Annotated in this window: 16 protein-coding genes; 7 read left to right on the top strand and 9 right to left on the bottom strand. The window is 69.3% G+C overall.

The window, feature by feature from the left end; translation table 11 throughout:
• Positions 1-52 precede the first annotated feature (52 nt).
• The 4 genes from ACZ60E_RS09610 to ACZ60E_RS09625 all read left to right on the top strand — a co-directional run bounded on the left by ACZ60E_RS09610 (position 53) and on the right by ACZ60E_RS09625 (position 3,602).
• Positions 53-1,213, top strand: coding sequence for a hypothetical protein (locus ACZ60E_RS09610; protein WP_469439237.1), 1,161 nt, complete (start codon positions 53-55; stop codon positions 1,211-1,213).
• 94 nt (positions 1,214-1,307) lie between these two features.
• Positions 1,308-1,823 carry a GNAT family N-acetyltransferase gene (locus ACZ60E_RS09615; RefSeq protein WP_469439238.1) on the top strand — a complete coding sequence of 172 codons (516 nt, stop codon included), beginning with the start codon at positions 1,308-1,310 and terminating at the stop codon, positions 1,821-1,823.
• A 133-nt stretch (positions 1,824-1,956) separates the two neighbouring features.
• Complete coding sequence (locus tag ACZ60E_RS09620; protein ID WP_469439239.1) at positions 1,957-2,604, top strand: HD domain-containing protein; 648 nt, start codon at positions 1,957-1,959, stop codon at positions 2,602-2,604.
• Entirely contained in the window at positions 2,592-3,602 is a 1,011-nt protein-coding gene (locus ACZ60E_RS09625; protein ID WP_469439240.1) for a GlxA family transcriptional regulator, read from the top strand. The genes ACZ60E_RS09620 and ACZ60E_RS09625 overlap by 13 nt, the downstream gene beginning before the upstream one ends.
• Before the next feature lie 96 nt (positions 3,603-3,698).
• Here ACZ60E_RS09625 and ACZ60E_RS09630 read toward each other — a convergent pair whose 3' ends face one another.
• From ACZ60E_RS09630 to ACZ60E_RS09640, 3 genes are all read right to left on the bottom strand, one after another.
• Positions 3,699-5,174 carry an FG-GAP and VCBS repeat-containing protein gene (locus ACZ60E_RS09630; RefSeq protein WP_384806697.1) on the bottom strand — a complete coding sequence of 492 codons (1,476 nt, stop codon included), beginning with the start codon at positions 5,172-5,174 and terminating at the stop codon, positions 3,699-3,701.
• Between the two features lie 236 nt (positions 5,175-5,410).
• On the bottom strand, positions 5,411-7,585 hold the full coding sequence (locus ACZ60E_RS09635) for an eCIS core domain-containing protein (protein ID WP_469439241.1): 2,175 nt from the start codon (positions 7,583-7,585) through the stop codon (positions 5,411-5,413).
• A gap of 111 nt (positions 7,586-7,696) precedes the next feature.
• Positions 7,697-8,629 carry an NAD(P)/FAD-dependent oxidoreductase gene (locus ACZ60E_RS09640; RefSeq protein WP_469439242.1) on the bottom strand — a complete coding sequence of 311 codons (933 nt, stop codon included), beginning with the start codon at positions 8,627-8,629 and terminating at the stop codon, positions 7,697-7,699.
• A gap of 95 nt (positions 8,630-8,724) precedes the next feature.
• Between ACZ60E_RS09640 and ACZ60E_RS09645 the strand changes: the two genes are divergently transcribed.
• A complete protein-coding gene (locus tag ACZ60E_RS09645; protein ID WP_469439655.1) occupies positions 8,725-9,642 on the top strand; it encodes an AraC family transcriptional regulator in 918 nt (305 codons plus the stop codon).
• Positions 9,643-9,677: 35 nt separating this feature from the next.
• Here the strand turns inward: ACZ60E_RS09645 and ACZ60E_RS09650 are convergent, their stop codons facing one another.
• Entirely contained in the window at positions 9,678-10,070 is a 393-nt protein-coding gene (locus ACZ60E_RS09650) for a cupin domain-containing protein (protein WP_469439243.1), read from the bottom strand.
• Between the two features lie 65 nt (positions 10,071-10,135).
• Positions 10,136-11,341: a glycosyltransferase gene (locus ACZ60E_RS09655; RefSeq protein ID WP_469439244.1), complete on the bottom strand. Its 1,206-nt coding sequence runs from the start codon at positions 11,339-11,341 to the stop codon at positions 10,136-10,138.
• Positions 11,342-11,780: 439 nt separating this feature from the next.
• Here ACZ60E_RS09655 and ACZ60E_RS09660 point away from each other — a divergent pair, with 439 nt between their 5' ends.
• On the top strand, positions 11,781-12,365 hold the full coding sequence (locus ACZ60E_RS09660; protein ID WP_469439245.1) for a hypothetical protein: 585 nt from the start codon (positions 11,781-11,783) through the stop codon (positions 12,363-12,365).
• A gap of 58 nt (positions 12,366-12,423) precedes the next feature.
• Here ACZ60E_RS09660 and ACZ60E_RS09665 read toward each other — a convergent pair whose 3' ends face one another.
• From ACZ60E_RS09665 to ACZ60E_RS09675, 3 genes are all read right to left on the bottom strand, one after another.
• Positions 12,424-15,207: a glycosyl hydrolase gene (locus ACZ60E_RS09665; protein ID WP_469439246.1), complete on the bottom strand. Its 2,784-nt coding sequence runs from the start codon at positions 15,205-15,207 to the stop codon at positions 12,424-12,426.
• Positions 15,208-15,379: 172 nt separating this feature from the next.
• Positions 15,380-16,216, bottom strand: a complete 837-nt coding sequence (locus ACZ60E_RS09670) for an endonuclease/exonuclease/phosphatase family protein (RefSeq protein ID WP_469439656.1) — start codon at positions 16,214-16,216, stop codon at positions 15,380-15,382.
• Between the two features lie 580 nt (positions 16,217-16,796).
• Complete coding sequence (locus tag ACZ60E_RS09675; RefSeq protein WP_469439247.1) at positions 16,797-17,078, bottom strand: hypothetical protein; 282 nt, start codon at positions 17,076-17,078, stop codon at positions 16,797-16,799.
• Between the two features lie 408 nt (positions 17,079-17,486).
• Here ACZ60E_RS09675 and ACZ60E_RS09680 point away from each other — a divergent pair, with 408 nt between their 5' ends.
• Entirely contained in the window at positions 17,487-20,780 is a 3,294-nt protein-coding gene (locus tag ACZ60E_RS09680; protein WP_469439248.1) for a LamG-like jellyroll fold domain-containing protein, read from the top strand.
• A 154-nt stretch (positions 20,781-20,934) separates the two neighbouring features.
• Here the strand turns inward: ACZ60E_RS09680 and ACZ60E_RS09685 are convergent, their stop codons facing one another.
• A complete protein-coding gene (locus ACZ60E_RS09685; RefSeq protein WP_384806713.1) occupies positions 20,935-21,363 on the bottom strand; it encodes a hypothetical protein in 429 nt (142 codons plus the stop codon).
• Positions 21,364-21,438 lie beyond the last annotated feature (75 nt).

Raw genomic sequence — 21,438 nt, forward strand, 5'->3', positions numbered from 1 at the left:
AGGCCGGAGGGGCCATACTGGTAAAGGCATTGATCTTCCACAGAACGGTTCCATGTTTAAGAACAGCAGCTCCGCGACGACCGTCCCCGACACCGTATGGCTGGCACGCGGGCGTCATCTCGGGGCCGATCCCGAACAGGACGTCCGGCGCAATCTGATCGCCCTCAAGGCAGCCGGGGTCCTTGACGACTTCGTGGACCTCGACCCCGTGGAGGCGTCCCGCTCCACCGTCCTCCACCCGCGCGAGGCGTCCGCCGCGCCCGGCCCGTCGGCCCGCCGGCTCTTCGAGGCCCGCTGGCGCGTGGCGGACGGCGTCATGGTGCGCGCGCAGCTGACCACGTACGAGCATCGGGGCCGTCGCGCGGACGACGAGGCGGTCAGCTGGGTCCTGGCCGCCGAGGCGGAGCTGCCGTGGGACTTCCGGTGGCCCTCGCCCGCCACGATGTTCTGGCCCGACAGCGACCGGGTCGCCTGGGACCACGACGCGGTGCCCGGGGTGCGTCTGCGGACGGCGAACCACCTGCCGGCCGACGACAGCGAGCTGCGCCGCCACCTGCGGGACTGCACGCGCAACACCTGGTACATCCATGTCGTGGTGCACGAGGCCATGACGCCCGACGCGAGCGGACAGCGGCCGGTCTCCGCGTTCCTGCCGCCGAGCCTGCGCCACCGGGTCGTCGAGCACCGGGCCACGCCGGCACAGGCGGAGACCGCCGACTTCGCGATGAAGCGGGAACTGAGCGTACGGATGCCGCGCGGCGGCGCCGTCATCCTGCCCGTCCACCCGCGGAGCCGGGACCACGACGCGGAGCACTTCAGTGTGCACACGGTCTTCCTGGACGGCTCCGAGCCCACGGAACTCCTCGCCCTCATCGAGGAGTTCGCCAACCTGCCGCGCCCCCTCCCCGAGGGCGCCGAGCAGGCCCTGACCCAACTGCGCCAGGGCTGGCACCTGCTGACCCCGGACGAGGAACTGGCCCATGCCCAGAGCATGGCCGTCAGGTACGCCGAAGCGCTCGACGCCATGACGAAGTCCTGTGACCTCTATCGCGAGGCGGCCGACGCGGCACAGGCCGCACTGACCGAGTTCACGCGCGGCGGCGGCACTCCCCGATCAGCGGCCCCGGAAACACCCAAGGCGATCGCCTCACCGCTGAACGCCATCAGAAAGGGTTTCGACCGCCTACGAGACCCGAACAAACAGGACGTGTGACGGCCGTTGGCCGTCGAGTGCGCCGAGTGGTCACCGGGGGATGCAGCCCGTGCCTCGGTGACCATTGCTGCGCCGGTCTGGATACAGTCGGGCCGTGTCTGAACTGGAGCCACTGCATGCCAGCCACGCTGGGGCGGTTCTGGCCTTCGAGTTGGCCAACCGTGACTACTTCGCGGCCTCGGTGTCCGACCGTGGTGACGCCTTCTTCGAGGAGTTCGCCGAGCGGTACGACGCCGCGCTGGCCGAGCAGGAGGCCGGTGTCTGCGCCTTCTATGTGCTCGTCGCCGAGGACGGCTCGGTGCTCGGCAGGTTCAATCTGTACGACCTGGAGGACGGCACCGCGACACTCGGCTACCGCGTTGCGCAGCACGTTGCCGGTCGTGGCGTGGCGACCGCAAGCGTTCGGGAGCTGTGCCGGCTGGCGGTGGTCCGGCACGGACTGCGTACCCTGCGGGCGGCCACCTCACATGAGAATGCCGCGTCCCGGGCGGTGCTGACCCGTGTCGGGTTCGTCGCCGTCGGTCCGGCCGATCCTGCCCACCTCGGCGGTAAGGCTGGCACCTGGTATCAGCACCATCTGCGGCCCCGGCTGAGCCCCTTCGACGGGTAGAGGTCGTGCTGCGCCCGCATGTCGTCATCTGTGGGATAGGGGACGATATCGCCATGGCGGACGGCCTGCCGTCGGACCAAGCTGTAGGTGGCGGTCCGACCGGGTGCGCCGACAGGAAGCAGGGAGCAGCAGCATGTCGATCGATCTTGTGACGGCCGCGGGTGTGACGGTGCCTGGCACTCGGCTGGTGCGTGAGGCGACGGAACTCATCCGGGACACCACCGACGAGCTCATCTACCACCACTCGCGCCGGGTGTACTTCTTCGGAAGCCTCCAGGGCCGCGAGCGCGACCTCAGCTTCGACGCGGAACTGCTCTATATCGGGGCGATGTTCCACGACGTCGGCCTGAACCAGGAGTTCCATGACAGCGGCCGTCGGTTCGAGGTGGACAGCGCGGACGAGGCCAGGCGGTTCCTGCAGGCCCACGGCGTCCCCGAGGACAGCGTCCGCCGCGTCTGGACGTCGATCGCCCTGCACACCACACCCGGCATCCCCCAGTTCATGGAACCGGAGGTGGCGCTGGTCATCGCAGGGGTCGAGTACGACGTCCTGGGCCTCGGCTACGACAGCCTCTCCGCCGAGGACCGCGATGCCGTCGTGGCACTCCACCCGCGCCCCGACTTCAAGCGCCGCATCCTGGACGCCTTCACCGACGGCATCCGCTCCAAGCCCGAGACGACCTTCGGCAATGTGAAGGCGGACGTGCTGGAGCACTTCGTTCCCGGTTTCGAGCGGGGAGACTTCGTCCGGACGATTCAGGACTCCGCGTGGAAGGAGTAACACGGGACACACCCCACGCCGGGCACACGCCCCACGCTCGGCGCACGGTCGTCGTCGTGGCGTTCGACGGGGTGCAGCTCCTCGACGTCACCGGCCCCGTGGAGGTCTTCACGACAGCCAACCGCTACGGGGGCGACTACGACGTGCGGGTCGTCTCGCCCACAGGCGAGCCGGTCACCACCTCGTCGGGGCTGGTCATCGGTGCCGGCGGACCGCCTGCCAGGCTTTCACGGCGCCGCAGCACACTGCTGGTCGCGGGACGACAGGACTGGCGGGCTGCCGTGGCCGACACCGGTCTGGTCACCCTGGTGACGCGGATGGCCGGACAGGCGGAGCGCGTGGCGTCGGTGTGTGCGGGGGCCTTCCTGCTGGCCGAGGCCGGGATCCTGGACGGCCGCCGCGCGGCCACGCACTGGGAGCTCACGGCCCAGCTGGCCGCCGCCTATCCCCGGGTCCAGGTGGAAGACGACCCCGTCTTCGCGCGGGACGGGCATGTGTTCACGTCGGCCGGTGTCACCGCGGGCATCGATCTCTCCCTGGCCCTGGTCGAAGAGGACTGGGGCGCCGAGACCGCCCGCAGTGTGGCCAGGCAACTGGTCGTGTTCATGGCCAGGCCCGGTGGACAGGCCCAGTTCAGCGCCCGGCTGGCTCCCCGGCAGCCGCAGCATCCGGCGGTCCGCCGGGTGATGGACCACGTCACCGAGGACCCGGCGGCCTCTCATACCCTCACCGCTCTGGCCTCCGCGGCCGGGCTGAGCGGCCGCCACCTCGAACGGCTCTTTCGCATCGAGGTCGGGACGACGCCCGGACGGTACGTGGAATCCGTCCGGGTCGAAGCCGCCCAGACACTCCTCGAAGCCGGTACCGGCACCGTCGAGGAAGTGGCCCAGCAGGCGGGATTCGGCTCGTCGGAATCCTTGCGACGCGTCTTCCAGCGCGTCCTGGGGATCGCTCCGACGCAGTACCGCGCCCGGTTCCACAGCACGGCCGCCCCCTGACACCGAGTCCGAGGCCGGGCGGTCCGACCGGTCCGACCGGCCGGTACGGGACCGCCCGGGACGCCGGTACCAGCACGAGGGATCAGGAATCAGGGATCAGGGGATCTGTATGCTCGGGCCGTTGTCGCCGCTGAGGTTGTAGCCGTACTCGGCCTGTGCTGACGGCGTACCGAGGTCCACGGGGTTGTGCGCGGACGACTTCGTCGCCGTCAAGCCGGACGCCGTACCGCGCAGCAGCCACACCGCGCCGCCGTTCCTGACCGTGCCGAGGTCCTCCCCCGGCGCGCCCGCCGTCAGGTCCGCCTTCCCGTCCCCGGTCACGTCGAGCAGCCGTACCGACCCGCCGAACACGTCGTTCTTCTCCGCGACCCCCGGCACGTTCGCGGTGTCCTGGTGGAACGCCTGCGCGCCCGCACCGGTGAGCCCGCCCCTGCCGCCCTTGAGGAGGACCACGGAACCGGCCTTGGCCACCGAGCCGATCGCCTCACCGGGGACGCCCACGGCCAGGTCGGGGTAGCCGTCGCCGTTCGCGTCGCCCGCGCTCAGGCGCGCGCCGAAGGCGTCGTTCTTCTCGCTCACTCCGGGCACGCCCGCGGTCTGCTGCGTGATGGTCTGCGTACGGGTCTGGCTGGGGCCCGCGGCCGAGCCGTAATAGATCTTGACGGTCCCCGGGTCGTCGACCATCTCCGTGTCGCCGCCCGGGAATTCGCGGGTGGCGAGGTCGGCGTAACCGTCCTGGTCGAAGTCGGCGACGGCGGTGGCGGACGCGGAGGACAGCCGTTGCGGGACGGTGGACAGGCCGTCCTTCGTGCCGAGCCACAGCTTGCCGCCCTCGGCGTGGTTCTCGTAGACGTAGAAGGTGGCGAGGTCCTCGATGCCGTCGCCGTTGAAGTCGCCGGCCGCGGTGGAGGAGATCGTGTTGTCCGTGCTGAACGCCAGGAGCGACTGCTTGCGGGCGGGGGCGCCGGAGCGGTCGAACGGGCCGTGGAGCACGTCACGGTAGTCGTAGTCGTCGCCGTTGCGCATGAACAGGTCCGTGTGACCGTCCCCGTCGAAGTCGCCCGCGGTGATGTCCTCGCCGACCTCGGCGTTCGTCGGCGCGCCGGCGACGCGGACGGAATCCTGGCCGGAGATGCCCGTTCTGCGGCCCCAGAGGACGATCACCGATCCGCTGATGTTGCCTTCCGCCTGGTACTCGCGGCTCGTCACGGCCAGGTCGGTCAGGCCGTCGCCGTCCAGGTCACGGGGAACGAGCGCGTAGCCGAAGACGCCGTTGTCGGCGGAGACGCCGGGCACTCCCGGGGTGTCCTGGGTGATGACGGTGGTGTGGGCCGTGTCGAGGCCGTTCGCCGAGCCGTAGGTGATGGTGAGGTAGCCGGCCCAGGCGTGGCCGCCCACCGTGGCGCCGGGAGCGGCCACGGCGATGTCCTGGTAGCCGTCGCCGTTGAAGTCCTCACGCACGGTGGTGGCACGGCCCGCGGCGGACGCGGTGCCCGCCACTGTCTGCACGCTGAAGGTGCCGATCATTGCGGCGACCACTGCGGTCGATACGGCCAGTCGACGGATGCCCACAAGTCCTCCTGGAAGCGCGCGGCTTCAAGGCCGCTCACGGGTGACATTCGCCTGTGAGACACGCGGGAACGGCCGATGGTTGCGCGGCGAACACGACGTGAACGGACGTGAACGCACATGAACCACTGACACCGGGCACGCCGGGCCGGAGGGCACAGGTGAGTGGGCTCAGGTGACTGGGCCGCTCGTACGGCAGGCCTTCGGCATCGCCCGCCGTACGAGCGGCCCTCCGCTGGTCAGGAAGCGGAATCGCCGCGTTTACCGATCAGGTCCCGGTACAGGGCCGCGCGCTCCTCGTGCGTCTCGGCTGCCGCCAGACCGGCCTTCCAGTCCTTCTCCAGGTCCTTCAGCGTCTGCACCCAGTCGCCGAATCCCTTCAGGTCGACATGGCGCTGGCTCGCTTCGAGGGGTGCGTTGCCACCGGGCTTGTCGTCCTTGTGGCCACCCACCTGGCTCACCGGGTTGCTGTTCTTCTCACTGCTGGTCAGACCGTGCTTGTAGCCGTCCGGGGTCCTGCCTCCCGGCCCGGCGGTCTCGATACCGACCTGCAGTGCCCCGTCGCGCTTGTCGGTGGGCGGCTTGTAACCCATGAAGGCGTGTCCGTACGACTCGTTCGGAAGAATGGTGTCGCCGTGGAAGTCCTTGTTTCCCATGCCCCGGAGGGCCAGGGGCAGACCGTAGAGGTGGCTGTGCGGATCCAGCCAGTTCTGCACGGTGGCCCCGACCTCGCCCTTCTCCACGAATGTGCCCTGCTTTCCGTCCTTCTGGTTGTCGCCGATCTCCATGTGGTGCGTGCCGAACCCGCGCCGGTACACCGGCTTCTCGGGCGTCGACTTGGGCTCCCAGAACTTCCGGTCCTCCTTGGTGATGTGGAGCCACTGGGGCAGCTCGTAACCGTGCTGGCCGTCGGCCAGTTGCGGGATGCGGATGTTGACGCGTCCGCCGTAGGCCAGGGCGTGGGCGACGTCGTCCTTGAAGTCCTCGTGGACGCCCGCCTCCGGGTTGTAGACCTTCAGCCCCTGCTTCAGGATCAGGAAGATCTTGGTCAGCAGCTCGGTGCCGCGCGCGACCCGCGCCTCGTGCTTGGCGGCGTCCGGGACCTTGTCGCTGATGCCGGGAGGGAGCATCGTGTCGACGAAGGTCTGGAAGATCTGTTCGTTCCGCTCCGCCGTGAGCCGGTCCTTCTCGGGCTGCGGGGTTTCCTCGCCGTGCATGGCCATGTGACGGCCCAGCTGGTAGTCCGATCGGCTGGGTTCGACCGGCGGAATCCCCGCACCGCGGTTCTCGGACTCCTGCCGCCACCGCAGACTGGCCACGAGCAGGCGTTTGCCCTCCGGCTGCTCCAGCCAGTCGTGGAACTTGCCCGCCTTCATGTACGCCTCGGCCTCGGAGCGGGTGCAGAGACCCACGGTCTTCAGCCACTTGGGGTCCTCGGACTCCACTGCCTTGATCGTCTGCAGTTCTTCGTCCGTGAAGCTAGGGCCGCTTCGCACCCGCTTGTGAATGACGGCCCGTACTTCCTTGTTCCTGATCTCCTGATTGCCGCCGACGAGCAGCCGCGCCAGCCGGACGATGGCCGGGAGCGTCGCCATGCTCGGCGGCTCGGCGGCGGTCGAGGGCTCGGCCACGGTCGGGGGCTCCGCCGTGGGCGCGGGGCCGGGGCGGTCCGCCCGCTGGACGGGGACGTCCGCGTCCACGCTGCGCTGCAACGCCCCGCCGGGTAAGGCGGGTAAGGCGGGTAAGGCCGGTAAGACGGGTAAGGCGGCTCCCGGCAGCGAGAGGTCGGGGGCCGAACCCCGGGCGAGCTTACGGCCGTTGGCGCCGGCGCTCTGCTCGAACGCGTCGTCCGGGCGGGAGACCTTCTCGCCCTTGCCGTTGGGGGTGCCGGGGACGGGCCCGAGAGCCTGCTGGCGCACGTGGTCGACCTCTTCGTACATCACCTCGTCGTTGACGCGGTTCCCGCCGAGCACGATATGCGCGCCGGTGGTGTAGGCGAGGGCTCCGAGGTCCTCGGCCGAGCGCTGGGCCACCGGATCGTTGTGTACGCGTACGTGGCCGAAGTCCATGTTGTAGGCCTGCTCGGCGCGCTGCAGGACGCGGGGCTCCAGGGGGCGGCCGGGAGAATCGACGGCGTCGCGGACCGATGGCCGGCGCTGGACCGGTGTGGGTCCTTCGGCCTCGCGCTCCGTGGTCCCGTTCTGCCGGTTTTCGGCGTCTTGCTCCTTGGGGTCGGCCTGTTGCCCTTCGGGGCTCTGTTCGTTCCGTGCCCGCTGGATCGCGCGGGTCACCGCGGCGTTCCCCGCGGCCTGCTGGAGAGCGATCAGCGGATGGAGGGCTGTGGGCGGCCGGGACGCGGGACGACGTCTGCCGGCACTGTCCGAGCCCTTGTCGTTGTCCTTCTGGATACGCATATTTTCCTCTTTGTTTGATGTGGGTCATTCCCTCCTATCCGGCCAATGTTGGGGTCGGTATGTCCGCGGGGGCAGAACCAGGGGCAGCTCTGGGGTCGCGAGGGGCCCGTTTCAGTAACCCGCGGCCAGTTGCACGGCGGCGGCTGCGCCCGCCAGATAGCCGGATGCCACAGCCGCCGCCATGGACGGCGGCACCGAGGTGGCGGCGTCACCCGCCGCGTACAGCCCGGGAACGCCGGTCCGGCCCATCGCGTCGACCTTGATCGCCTCGACGCTGAGCATCTCGTCCGGTTCGCTCAGTGCCGCTCCGAGGTCCCGGGCCAGCGAGGAACGCTGGTACAGGGTCGACTTGACCAGCAGTGCCCCGAGGGCCAGTTCGCCGCCGTCGGCGAAGACCGCCGCCCGCAGGTCGGTTCCCGGCCCGTCGAGGACATCGATCGGCCGTTCGTCCCAGCCCACTCCGCCGGCGTCCAGCTGTTCGCGCTGCTGGTCGGTGAGTTCGCCGCCGTTGGTCAGCAGTGTGATCCGGTCGCTCCAGGCACGGAGGTTCAGGGCGCCGTGCACACCGACCGCGCCCGTCGCGAGAACACCCAATGGGCGATCGCTCACCTCCCAGCCGTGACAGAACGGGCAGTGGAAGACCGCGTTCCCCCATCGTTCGGACAGGCCGGGCAGCTGTGGGTGGCGGTACTCCATTCCGGGTGCCAGGACCATGCTCCGCGCCCGCTCGCGACGGCCGTCGGCGAAGGTGACCGCGAAGCTTCCGTCGTCCTCCCGCACACCGTGGGTGACCTCGCCCCGGTGCAGCTCGACGGACGGATAGGCGAGCAGTTCCTCGCGGCCCTCGGCATGGAACGCGGCGGGCGACCGCCGATCGTGTCCGAGCAGGCCTCCGACGCCCGCCGCGACGAGGTTGCTCTGCCGGCCGGCGTCGATGACCAGGGTGCTGTGCCGGGCCCGGCCGAGGGTGAGCGCGGCACTCATTCCGGCAGCCCCCGCGCCGACCACGACGCAGTCCTTCATGCCGATGTCGTTTTCCTTCATGACACTCACTGAACCAGCCGCTGACGTGCACGGACATACGCGCTTGTCACCACCGCATACGAGTTTGAACGGCCGATAGAATCCAGTGGGTGGACATGATCAGCCAAGCCGTCTCCGGTCTCCGCGTCGGACGTGAGACCGTCCGCCGATTCCGTCAGTCGGGTCCGTGGGGCATGCGGTACGCCGGCCTGACCGGGAGCGGTTTCCACGTGGTCCTTCGGGGCTCCGGCTGGCTCGTCCCCCTCGACGCGCCGCCCGTCGCCCTGCATCCGGGCGATGTCGTGCTGATCACCTCCGGAGCAGACCACGGCCTCAGCCACGCTCCGTGCCGGCTCGACGGGCTGCCGCAGGTGGCGCTGAGCCTGAACCAGCCGGCCGCCGGGCCCGCCGACTTCGAGTTCCTCTGCGGCGCGTATCGCCTGGACCACGGCCAGGTGCACCCGTACCTCACGGTCATGCCGGACCTGCTCGTGGTGTCCCCCGACCATGAGCGGTTCCCGGCACTGCGGTCGGTCATCGAACTGCTCGACGACGACGCGGCCCAAGCCCAGTCACAGGAGCAGGCACAGGCACAGGCACAGGCAGGTAAGAGCGTGACGCGGTCGGCGCTGCTGGACCTGATGCTCGTCCACGTCCTGCGTCAGTGGATGGAGGACGAAGGCTCGCGGGGCCGCCCCGTACTGTCCGACCCGGCGATCGCCTCCGCACTGCGCACGATCCACGGCGAGCCGCAGACGCAGTGGACGGCCGCCCGGCTCAGCGAGACCGTGGGCATGTCCCGGGTGGCGTTCACGAGGCGCTTCACGTCGGTGGTCGGCAAGCCGCCCATGACCTACCTCAGGAACTGGCGGCTCAGTTGCGCCGCACGGCTGCTGCGGGAGACGGACGCACCGCTGGCGGCGATAGCCCGGCAGGTCGGCTATTCGACGGAGTTCGCTTTCGCGGGCGCGTTCCGGCGCGAGTACGGGGTCTCGCCGGGGCGGTTCCGACATGCCGAGGCGCACCCCCGCTAGTCAGTGCCGGTCGGCGCGACCGGGCCGGCCCGTGGTCAGCGCGGCGATCCCGTCCGCTCCTCCTCGTGCGGTACGGCGTATCCGGGTACGGAAGGCCATCGCACGGTCAGGACCACGGACTCGTCCTCCGCGACCCAGGAGTGGTCCACTCCCTGGCCCCACACGACATAGTCGCCCTGTTCCTCCAGCAGCACGCTACGGCCGGGGAACTCCATACGGAAGCGGCCCGTGATCAGGACCAGGAGAGCTGTCCGTACCTCGCCCTTCACCCACTGCGCCCGCTCCTCGCCACGTGGGTGGACGCCCCACTTGACCTCAAGGGCCTCGCTGTGGCGGGGATCGCCGTGCTCCTTGAAGTGTCCCAGCAGCCAACCCCGGTCCAGGGCCGCGTCCTTGCCGGCGTTGCCCACGTACACGCTCTCTTCCATGCGCCCGAACGCTAGCAGCCGACGTCCGGGCAGCACGTGGTGCGGGCTCGGCCGGTCGGCCTCGGTCACCCGAGGGCGTCGACCAGCAGTCTCGCGGCCACCTCCGCGCCGTCGGTGCGGATCCGGCTGCCCAGGTCCGCTGCCCGCGCCCGGGTCCCGGGTGCCAGGGCCGTCTTGACGGCGAGGGTGAGTGAGTCGGCGGTGAGCGTCGGACCGTCGAGGGCCGCGCCGATGTCCAGGGCTGCCACCCGGCTCGCCCAGTACGGGTTGTCCGCCAGTTGAAGAGGTACCACCACCTGCGGCACGCCCGCCCGGGCCGCCGTCAGCGTCGTACCCGCGCCGCCGTGATGCACCACCGCGGCCACCCTGCCGAAGAGAGTCTGGTGGCTGACCTCGCCGATGGTGAAGCAGTCGTCCCGGTCGTCGGCCACGTCCAGGTCCGCCCAGCCGCGGGAGACGAGTACGCGCTGACCCTGTGCGCGGAGTTCCTCGACGGTCCTGCGGGCGATGTCCGGTGCCGGGCGCAGGCTGCCGAAGCCCACGTAGACGGGCGGTGCGCCGGCGTCGAGGAACGTCAACAGGTCGGCGGGGAGCGTGCGTTCGTCGGGAAGGCCCCACGCGCCCGTCTGTACGACGTCGAGGCCGGGGGTCTGCGGCCACCGTCCCAGGACCGGGTCCGCCGCCAGCCACGGCCGGTCGGAGTAGACGTGGTCGCGGACGTTGTCCACGGGCGGCAGCCCGAGCGCCGCCCGGTGACCGTTGAGCGTCTCGGCGAACTGCGTGTTCACAAGTTGGGCGTCCACCTCCCACCGGGTCAGGTTGTCGTCGGTCTCCGGCTCGGGCCAGCCAGGCCGGGGCGGCGGCGCATGGTGCGGCGACGGCAGGTTGACGGCCGAATAGCTCGTGTACACATAGCGGATGCCCGCGGCCTCGGCCACGGATCGCGCGCCGATCTGCGCCAGGCCGGCCACCACCAGCGCGTCGCATCCTTCGACCGCCGCGGGCAGGATGGCGAACTGTGCGTCGACCAACTCGTTCCGGTGTCGGGACAGTTCGGCCGCCGAGGGCAGAGCCGTCCCGCCCATCATGGCCCGTACGGGCGGTCCGACCGGAATCAGCCGCACACCGATGCCTGCGAGCCGCTGCGCGAACTCCTCGTCCGGCGGGGCGCACATCCGTACCTCCACGCCGAGTGCCTGTAACCGCACCGCGAGGGCCACCAGCGGTTCGACATCGCCGCGCGTCCCGTATGTGGACAACAACACCCGCATCATGCGCCTTCTTTCGTTCCGGCCTGCCACACGTTTCGGCCCATGCCTGCCCATGCGGGCTCGTGGCCACACGGGTTTCGAGCGGCACCGGTCGACGACGACACGACCGATGGGCGGGTGTCCGGCAGCCGGGTACGACGCGCGCCGCGCGCCGCGGACGATCCCGTCGCTCCACGCCCTCTCGCGCAGGACCCGCCCGATGGCTACCGTGATCGCCGGCGTGCTTTTCAGGCCGACGGCCCGATGTCGGTCCTGCGCCGCCCGTACCCGCCGACGCGTGCAAGGTTCCCTGTCGTCAACACAACCTGAGAGCGGCTCAATGCCCAGACCGTCCGCGCCTGTCCCCGATGTCTCGATCATCTTGCCCTGCGCCGGATTCGGAACCCGTTTCAGAGCGCCCTACTCGAAGGAACTGCACTGCCTGGCTCCCGGGGTCACCGTGCTGGACCGCAGCCTGGAGGCCGTCGTCGAACTGGCGAAGAGCGGACTCAATGTGCGCCTGGTCGTCGTGTTCGGGACGCACAAGCTGGACACGGTGAGCTATCTGACGCGCTACGCCGACACCCTCCAACTCGTCTTCGTCCACCAGGACCAGTCGTTCGAGCCCGACCTCGACGGCGCGATCCGGTCCGCCCTCCCCATGACGCGGGGGCCGGTGGCCCTTGTACTGCCTGACATCGTTGTCTCCGGGCCGGGAAGCGCCGGCAGTCTTTTCGCCGCAGTTCAGCAGGTCGAAGTGGCGGGCTGGAGTGTGGTGGCCACCGAGGAACGGGATCCCGACACGCTGCGGCAGATGGGCGCGCTGGCCCTGGTCGAGGGGGACGGCGTCGTGACGGTCGGGGCGGCCACCGACAAACCAGCGGACCCCGCCGCCTTCAACGCGTTCTGGGGCATGGTGGCGGCCACCGAGGAAGAGGCGCACCGGTTACCCGACGTGGTGCGAAAAGGGGCGGACAGTCCACTCGTCGGTGCCGTAGCTCTCCTCGTGGAGGGGATCGTCAACTACAACACCGTCGAGGGCTGACCAGCGGGTGCGGCGGGCAAGGGCTCACGCCGGTGCCCGCCGCAGACGTTCCGCCGGTTCAGCTGTATGGGATGACCAGCACCGACTTGTCCGTACCCGTCTGCAGTTTCGACGGGCCGTTGCCGATGGCGTTCCACACTTCGAGGCGTACGGTGCCGCCGTCCAGGTCGCCCGCCGTGCCCGTGGACGCCTTCAGGCCGCGGGCCTGCGTGTACTCCTCCCAGCCGGAGACCGGGTCGGTCGCGAAGTAGTTGTACGTCTCGGTGCGCTCGAAGCTTCCGTCTCCGGTCAAGTCGTAGCTGATCCGGGCCTGTTGGCCGAGTCCGACGGCGCTCTCCGCGTCCACCTGGAGCCGGAACGCGCTCTGGGCGCCGGGCGTGAGGGTGCCGTCGACACCACGGACCTCGTAGACGAGCGGCTGGTACGGGGTGCCGTCGTGGTTGGTGCCGCCGGCGGAGGCGATGGTGTCGCTGCCGGCCGTGCCGCCGGTCGCCGTGGTCAGCGCGCCGCCGGTACGCAGCTGGAAGGTGTTGCCGGTCCCGGTCGGCGGATCGGGGTCGGGGTCGGGATCCCCGGATCCGGTGCCGGTGCCGGTCGCGGTGGAACGGGCCGGTACGGCAAGGGTCTTGCCGTCGGAGAAGGTGACGGTACGGGCCGTCGATCCGTAGTTGTGGGCGGCGTACGTCCGGGCCGTTCCCTTGGTGAAGACGGCCGAGGTGGGGATGTCGCCGGTCACGGTGGCGTCCGGGGCGCCGATGGTGTCGAGGGTGTTGATCCAGTGGTACGTGTGCGCCTTCGACTCCCCCTGTTCCGGGGTGTACCCGGCGTTGCCCGCGTCCCACTTGGTCTTGGCCGCGCCCGGGTCGGCGAGGGACTGGAACTCCCAGAGGATGTCCCGCCATTCGACGGCCGGGCCGCCGTTCTCCCGTTCCATCTCGGCGATGTTGCGCCGGATCGCGGCCTTCTCACCGCCGAGGTGGAGCGAACCGCCGGTCACGGGAAGAACGTTGATGCCGTGGATCTCCTCGGGGTTGGCGGTCCACCAGGTCGCGTAGGCGGCGCCGCTCCCCCAGACCATGCCGGCCGTGTCCTTGGTGAACGAGGACGGGAAGACCTGCTCGTCGGCGTCGAACCAGTACTGGGCGATCGACTCGGACTCGGTGGTCAGCAAATAGGTGCCGAGGTCCCGCAGCGAGGTGTCGCCGGTGGCGGAGCCCCACAGGACGAGGGCCGCGCTGAGGTTGGTGGACTCGGAGGACGACTCCTGGTTGTTGCCTGCGGCGAAGCCCTGGTGTCCGGAGGCCCAGCTGTGGCCCGCGTAGACGTCGAAGCCACGCAGGAAGGGGTAGGCGGTGTCGGTGCGGCTGGGGTTGGCGGCGTCCCGTACGAGGGCCTTGACCATGCCGCCCCAGGCGGAGTCGGCGGCCCATCCCTGGTCGTACTGGGCGACGATCGCCGCCGCGTACACGTAGTAGCTGTAGTGGAAGTGGTGGTCGTTCAACTCGGTGTCGCTGCCGTAGGAGGCGGGGTAGCCGGTGAGCGTCTTCCAGTCCTTGTCGTAGCTGAACTCGTTCGCGCCGCCCGCCGTGAACCAGTCCTGCAGCTTCCCCTTCATCAGTCCGAGGAGCTTGTCGCGGGTGCCGGTCTCGCCGATCTGGTCGGCCAGCGGCACGAGTTGGGCGAGCCGGCCGAGGGCCTTGCCGGTCCAGTAGGTGTCGGAGGCGCCGGAGAACGGGTCGGCGGCGTTCACGACCTCGTCCAGATAGCCGCGCAGCCGGGCCGTGTCCACACCGCTCGACCTGGGCAGCCCGGGCAGCACGGCCGACGACTTCTGGCTCGTGGTGAAGGAGGCCGACTCACGGACCTTCATGGTCCCGCGCGGCGAGACGTAGGTGTACGAGGTCAGGGCGTCCGTAGTGTTCAGCCACTGGTGGCGGTAGAGGGCCTGGAGCGTGCCGCGCTCGGTGCCCTCCTTCGCCTCGGTGGTGAGCGTGTACGTGGCTTTCACGGTGCCGCCGGTGTAGCTCCAGGTCGCCTTGGAGTCGGTGACAAAGCTGTAGGCGTACTTCTTGAAGGTCGCCAGGGCGTCGGTGGACGGCAGCACGGCGACGGAGAAGTAGTCCTTGGAGCCGAGGCCCGCGGTGACGGTCGAGCCGGCGACGTTCCAGTCGCTGCCGGTCGGCGCGAAGAGGGCGTAGTGGTGTCCGGCGACGGTGATGCCGAGGACGTTTCCCTGGTCGGCGAAGACGGTGGGCGTGGCGGCGGTGGTGATCTGGGCGTTGCCGCCCGTGCCCTTGGCGTATACGAACGGGGAGCCGTGGCCGATCGTGGTGCGCAGGGTGCGGGTGCCGTCGGACCACTGGGGGGTGACCGTCCAGTCGGACCAGTCGTCGGCCTTGGTGTCGGGCGAGTTGAGGCCGGTGAGCCCGATGGTGAGGTCGCGCTTGTGGGCGTACTCGTACTGGCGGCCGTCGCCGACGATCGCGGGGGACGTCGGGTAGCCGACGTCGAGCCCGCCGGACGCGGCCTGGTAGGTGAGGGGGTGGCCGTACATGGGGGTCGAGTACGGGTTGTCGCCGTAGCGCTGGAAGGCGAGGGAGGACCACCAGTCGTTGGTGGGGACGGGTCTGTCCTTGGCGGCGGCGGTCAGCTTGGGGGTGACCGGCGCTCCGGTGTTGGTGGTGGGCCCCGACGTCCCGGCGGGCCGGGTGTCGGAGTAGCTGCCGGAGCCTACGGGCACGGTGGCGGCTGCCGCTGGTACGGCGGCCGGGCCCAGGCCCACGGCGACGAGGGCTGAGGCCAGGAACAACCCGGCTGCCGGCCTGATGCGGGGGGATGGCATGCGGCACCTCAAGTCTCACGCGACGGGTGCCTGAGAGCGCTCTCAGGTGAGCGCAACGTAAAGCCTTTGTAATGGACGTGTCAATACCTTGAACACAACGCGTGGGTCATGGCAATGGCGAACGGGTTATGCGTTCGCGTCTTGACGGGGTGGCGCCTGTCCGGAGACGGCCTCAACTGCTCTTCCGCGCCGCGCTCAGGTCCAGGTCGCTGTACAGCATGTGGTGGTCCGAGTACCGGGTCGGATGAACGCGGTGATCGAGCGGGCTGATGCCCCGCAGGAAGATGTAGTCGAACTTGCTCTGCCAGTCGGTGGTCGGCTTGCACTCCCCGGAGTACGAGGTAGGCCGGCACCCGGGGTCGACGTCCGTGGCCAGTTTCCACACGGGTGCGAGTTCGGGGGCGTTGGACACGGCGTTGAAGTCACCGATGACGATCGCGCGGTCGTAGTGCGCCAGTTCCGCGGCGAGTACGCGGGTCTGGCCCGCCCTGACCGCCTCTTGACGTCGTTGCGCGAGGTGGGTGTTGAAGAGACGGACGGACTGACCGCCCACGGTCGTGGTCACTGCCAAGTACCCACGGTCCTCGGATCCGCCGTCCGGATACTCCTTGTGGACGACGTCGGTCATGGGCGCCGCCGAGAGAATGGCCTGCCCGAAGGCTCCCGGGCTCCACGGCAGTCCCCCGCAGCGGCCCCAGTCCTGCAGCACCGACCCGTATTCGACGTGGTAGACCAGACCGTGCCGGCTCTGCAGATAGTCCCGGGTCCGCTCGACGTCACGCACGCACGCTTCCTGCATGCCGATGACCTGCGGGGCGAACCTGGCGATCTCCGCCGCCCGCTCGGCGCTGCTCTCGTCGCAGGGGTTGCAGATGTTCCACGTCATGACCCGGTTCGGTACGGCGTCGGCCTCGTCCTTCAGCGACTTGGCGAAGGGGCCGTCGATCGGCCCGCTGCGGCCGAGGAGGACCAGACAGGCCAGGATCAGGACGCCCACGAGCAGACGCATGCGCCTCGTGAACACGATCGCCTCCTCAATGCGTACGTTTATGAACGTGCACGTCCATGAACGGGTACGTCCACGACATTCGACGTCTTCCAGGACGAGGGTATTCGAGAATTTTGCGGGCTTCCCTGGGCCCATGGGCTCGGAACTGCACTGCGAGGCGCGAATCCGACCGTTCCGCGGCGTCTCGAAGCGGGACTTCCCGATGATCGGGGACGCTCGGTTCCTGCCGGGCCGTCCAGCGCTTGGGAGTCGGCGGAGGGCGTCGGCCGACCGATCCGGCTGTGTCCGCGGGAGAGGTGGGGCGTGGGGCGACGAGCGGTTCGTGCTCGGTCCGCCGCACGATGTGCCGCGGGCGGTGATCGGCGAGGAGCTGGACCGGTTGCGGCCTGCGCGGTGACAGGGCGGGGCCGTTGCGCGCAGGTCGGCTGTTGCGGGTCGGCTGTTCCGGTTGCGTCCGTCACCGCCGTCAACCCCATCACCGCCGTGACCGCCGTCATCATCGCTCCTGCACAGCTATTTGCTTCAGCGACGGTCCTGAGTGCGCTCGCTGCCTCACCTATCCGTGATGAGCTTCGTCAGCTCAGGAGCCCGTCTCGACACCTCGACCGCCGCGCCCCACGGGCTCGGCCCTCGCCTTGCGGTACAGCACACGCCGGCGCAGCGGCCCCTCCGGCACGCTCGGGTCCTCGAAGTCGTCGGCCGGGTTCCGGGTCCTGGAGAGGTGGCGCATCACCGCCTGGGAAAGGGAGTTGTCGACGGTTGTCGACGTGATCACGGGGTCGGCGTTCATCGCCGTCCATGGCTCAAGGCCGGACTCCCGCCAGCGGAGGAGCAGGAGACGCTCGGTGCGCGGTTCAGGCATGCGCCCCGGCTGACGCCAACAGGACCCGGGCGGCGATCACTTGGATCGAGCCGCACGGTTCTCGCCACCGCCGGATCTTCCCACCGGCGGACCCGCCGCGTGGATTCACACGGCCCGAATCACCGGGCACGATGCCCCAACACCTGCACCCCACCTACCACTTCGACACGCCCGCTCGCGCCCTCCGTAACTCGCTTCGCCGTGGTCGGTGACGTCGTGACGTCCTCGTACCTCCTCATCGTGACGCCAGGCAACAGAGTGCTGCACGAGGTCTGGACAGGTTCCTGTGAGCGTGTTGTCATACCGCAGGCAGAGGGTTTCCAACGTTGGAAAGGCCGCACCCGAGCACCCCGTAACCCTGCCCCGGCAGTCGGACGCGGTCGCGGTCTCAATGCGAGGAAAGGTTCGATGACACGACACGGCACCCGCCCCAGAACCAGGAACAGAGCCAGAGTCCGAGTGCTGGCGCTGTTCGCCATGGCGGCCCTCGTGCTGCCACCGAGCGGAATGCTGCCCGTCGCGGCGGCTTCGGAGTTGACCAGCGGAGTCTCGTCCGCACCCGCCGCCGACCAGGCCGCCGTGGTGACGCACGGCCTCAAGGGCGAGTACTTCAGCATGTCGGCGCCCGGTGCCCGGGACTTCGCCGAACTCGGTGGTTCGACGCTCGACCCGCAGATCAACTTCTCCGGTCTCACCGACACGTTCAAGGAGTTGACCGGCAAGACCGAGCACACCACCGCCCGTTGGACGGGCCAGATCGAGGCGCCGGCCACGGGTGACTACACCTTCTACGCCATCGGCGACAACGGCTTCCGCCTCTTCATCGACGACCAGCCCGTCATCGACCACTGGGTGGGCGACTGGGACAAGGAACAGACCAGCCAGGCCGTCAAACTGACCGCCGGTGAGAAGCACTCGTTCCGGCTGGAGCTGTTCCAGGACACCGGCGGCGCCAACATGTATCTGCGCTGGTCGACGCCGACACTGGCCAAGCAGGTCGTGCCGATGTCCGCGTTCACCCCGCCGGCCGACTTCGAGGTCTTCCCGGTGGAGTACACCGTCGCCGAGAACGGGACGCGGCTGCGCGCCCGGTTCGAGGGCAAGGTGGGCAGCCTCCAGACGGTCAAGGACCATCTGAAGGTCGAGGCCGACACGACCGCCATGCCGATCAAGTCGGTCACGTCCGTCCCCGGGGACTCCTCCTCCGTCCACGTCAACCTGTCGGAGCCGATCCAGAAGGCCCAGCTGGTGCGGGTCTCGTACGACGGTGCGGGCGGTCTGACGGTCGGCGGCAAGGCCGTGCCGAAGGTCATCCGGTACGCGGAGAACGCCTCCACCCACCGTCTCACCACCAAGTGGGGCGACAAGGTCGACAAGAAGCACCCGCTGCCCGAGTACCCGCGTCCGCAGCAGAAGCGGTCCAAGTGGGAGAACCTCAACGGGCCTTGGCAGTTCAGTGCCGCCAAGGCGGGTGAGGAGCCGGTCTTCGGCAAGAACCTCGGTGAGAAGATCACCGTGCCGTTCCCGGTCGAGTCGCAGCTGTCGGGCCTCGAACGGCACGAGGACCACATGTTCTACCGGCGGGTCATCGACGTGCCCAAGAGCTGGAAGGTCGGCAAGGACAACCGGTCGAACCGGCTCAAGCTCAACTTCGGCGCCGTCGACTACCAGTCCCGCGTCTACGTCAACGGCAAGAAGGTCACCGAGCACACCGGTGGTTACAACGCCTTCAGCGTCGACATCACGGATGCCCTGAAGGGGACCGGCAAGCAGGAGATCGTGGTCGCCGTCACCGACACCGGTGGCGCGGACCAGCCCATGGGCAAGCAGTCCACGAACCCGGGCGGCATCTTCTACACGCAGACCTCCGGCATCTGGCAGACCGTGTGGATGGAGCCGGTCGCTCCCGCGGCGATCGAGAACATCGTGACCACGCCCGACATCGACACCGGCACCCTCGCGGTGACCGTCGACTCCGAGGGCGTCTCCTCCTCCGCCCGCGTCGAGGCCGTCGCCCGTGACGTCCACGGCAAGGTCGTCGGAAGGGTCAGCGGCGCGGCCGACAAGAAGCTCACCCTGCCCGTGGCGAAGCAGCACCTGTGGAGCCCCGACGACCCGTACCTCTACGACCTCGACGTGACGTTGACCGACGGCAGGTCGAGCGACAAGGTGCGCAGCTACTTCGGGATGCGGAAGATCGCCGTGGAGAAGGTGGGCGGCTTCAACAAGCTGGTTCTCAACGGCAAGCCGATCTTCTCCCTCGCCACCCTCGACCAGGGCTTCTGGCCCGACGGTCTCTACACCGCGCCCAGCGACGACGCCCTCGCCTTCGACCTGGAGGCGCACAAGAAGCTCGGCTTCAACGCGGTGCGCAAGCACATCAAGGTGGAGCCGGCGCGGTGGTTCTACCACGCCGACAAGCTCGGCCTGCTCGTCTGGCAGGACTTCGTCTCCGGGAACCTCACCAACGAGACGGGCCAGAAGGCGTTCGTCGACCAGGGCCGCGAGGTGATGAAGCAGCACCACAACTCGCCCGCCGTGATCGGCTGGATCGTCTTCAACGAGGGCTGGGGCGAGTGGAACCGCGAGGAGACGGGCCGGATCACCGAGGCGGTCCAGGCCGCCGACCCGTCCCGTGTCGTCAACGCCCACAGCGGTGTCAACTGCTGCAACTCGAAGGGTGATTCGGGCAAGGGCGACATCATCGACCACCACGACTACAACAACGACGACCCGCCCTTCCCCGACGACAAGCGGGCCGCCATGGACGGCGAGCACGGCGGCTTCACCCTCCGCTCCCCCGGCCACATGTGGCCCGGCGCCCCGACCGTGATCTACAGCGGTGTCACCACCAAGGCGGAGCTGACCCGCAAGTACGTCGAGAACACCGAGAAGTTCTACGTCGAGCAGGCGGGCGCCGAACTGTCCGGTTCGGTCTACACACAGATCACCGACCTGGAGAACGAGCTCAACGGTCTCTACACGTACGACCGGCGTGACATCAAGATGGATGCCGCCGAGGTACGGAAGGTCAACCTCAAGGTGATCGCGGCGGGTGCCGCGGCCGGTACGAAGCAGAAGCTGAAGGGCGGGCACTGGACCCTCGACGAGGGCACCGGCACCACCGCCAAGGACACCGGGCCCGGCAAGAGCCCCCTCACCTTGCGCGAGGGTGCTTCCTGGACCGACGGTGTCAACGGCAGCGCTCTGAAGTTCGACGGCCAGAAGCAGTACGCGGAGACCTCGGGTCCGGTGCTCGACACCAGTGGCAGCTACTCGGTGTCCGCCTGGGTCCGGCTCGACGGGATCCCCGGCAACTACGGCACGGCCGTCAGCCAGGACACCCGCGCTCTGGCCAACTCGTTCTACCTGCAGTACGGACACGGCAACTTCGCCTTCAGCACCCCGGGTGAACGCCGTGCCCAGGTGGCCGTCGCCGCGGAGACCGGGCGCTGGTACCACCTCGTGGGCGTCCGGAACGCGGCCACCAACGAGATCAAGCTGTACCTCGACGGGAAGCTCGCGGCGACGACCACGGGCGGCGCCGCCCTCGGGAGCACCGGCCCGCTCACGGTCGGCCGGGCCCACTGGGACGGCACGAACGTCGACTTCTGGAACGGCGCGGTCGACGAGGTCCACGCCGTCGACCGGGCACTCACCGCCGAGGAGGTGAGCGCCATCTACGGCGACGAGAAGCCGTAGCCGACAGCGCGCACAGCGGTTGCCCCGGCGACTGTCCCGGTGATGGCCCCGGTGGTGGTTCCGGTAGTGGTCCCGGTGGTGGGAGGTTTCCTCCTGTCACCGGGACCATCGCTGTGTGCGACCACACCGGGGACACGGGGGCGAGGCCTCCGTCTCACGGCGTCACGCCGTCCCCTGCGTAGAGGTAGCCGCCCGGCCGGGCGGGGTCGGCGATCAGCAGCACCTGGTCGCCGGTGCGAGGGATACGCAGTTTGGAGACGACGGTCTGGAGCGCGACCGGGTCGGTGGCCGCGCCCGACGGCTGGACGACCAGGTCCACGACCGGGTCGAAGTTGACCAGCCTGCCGGTGTCACCGATCGACACGACGACCGCGGGGATCGTCGGCACTCCCATCGCCAGCAGCTGCTGCACGTTCACACCGGAGTTGTACGCCCCGATCGACTGCTGCACCCTGGCGAAGTCCTCGCTGCCGAGGAACGCCCGTGTCGCCCGCCCGTAGAAACCCTTGCCCTCGGCGACCTGTCCCGCGATCTCGGCGGCTCGCTCCTCGCGGCTCCTGCGGCGCTTCCCGAAGATTCCCATGCTGTCTCTCCCCTTCTCGTCCTGGCCCTGACCAGGACGGTAGGGAGGAGGGATCTCCTACCGATCCCAGGTTCG

Source organism: Streptomyces sp. NPDC102514, assembly GCF_055584525.1.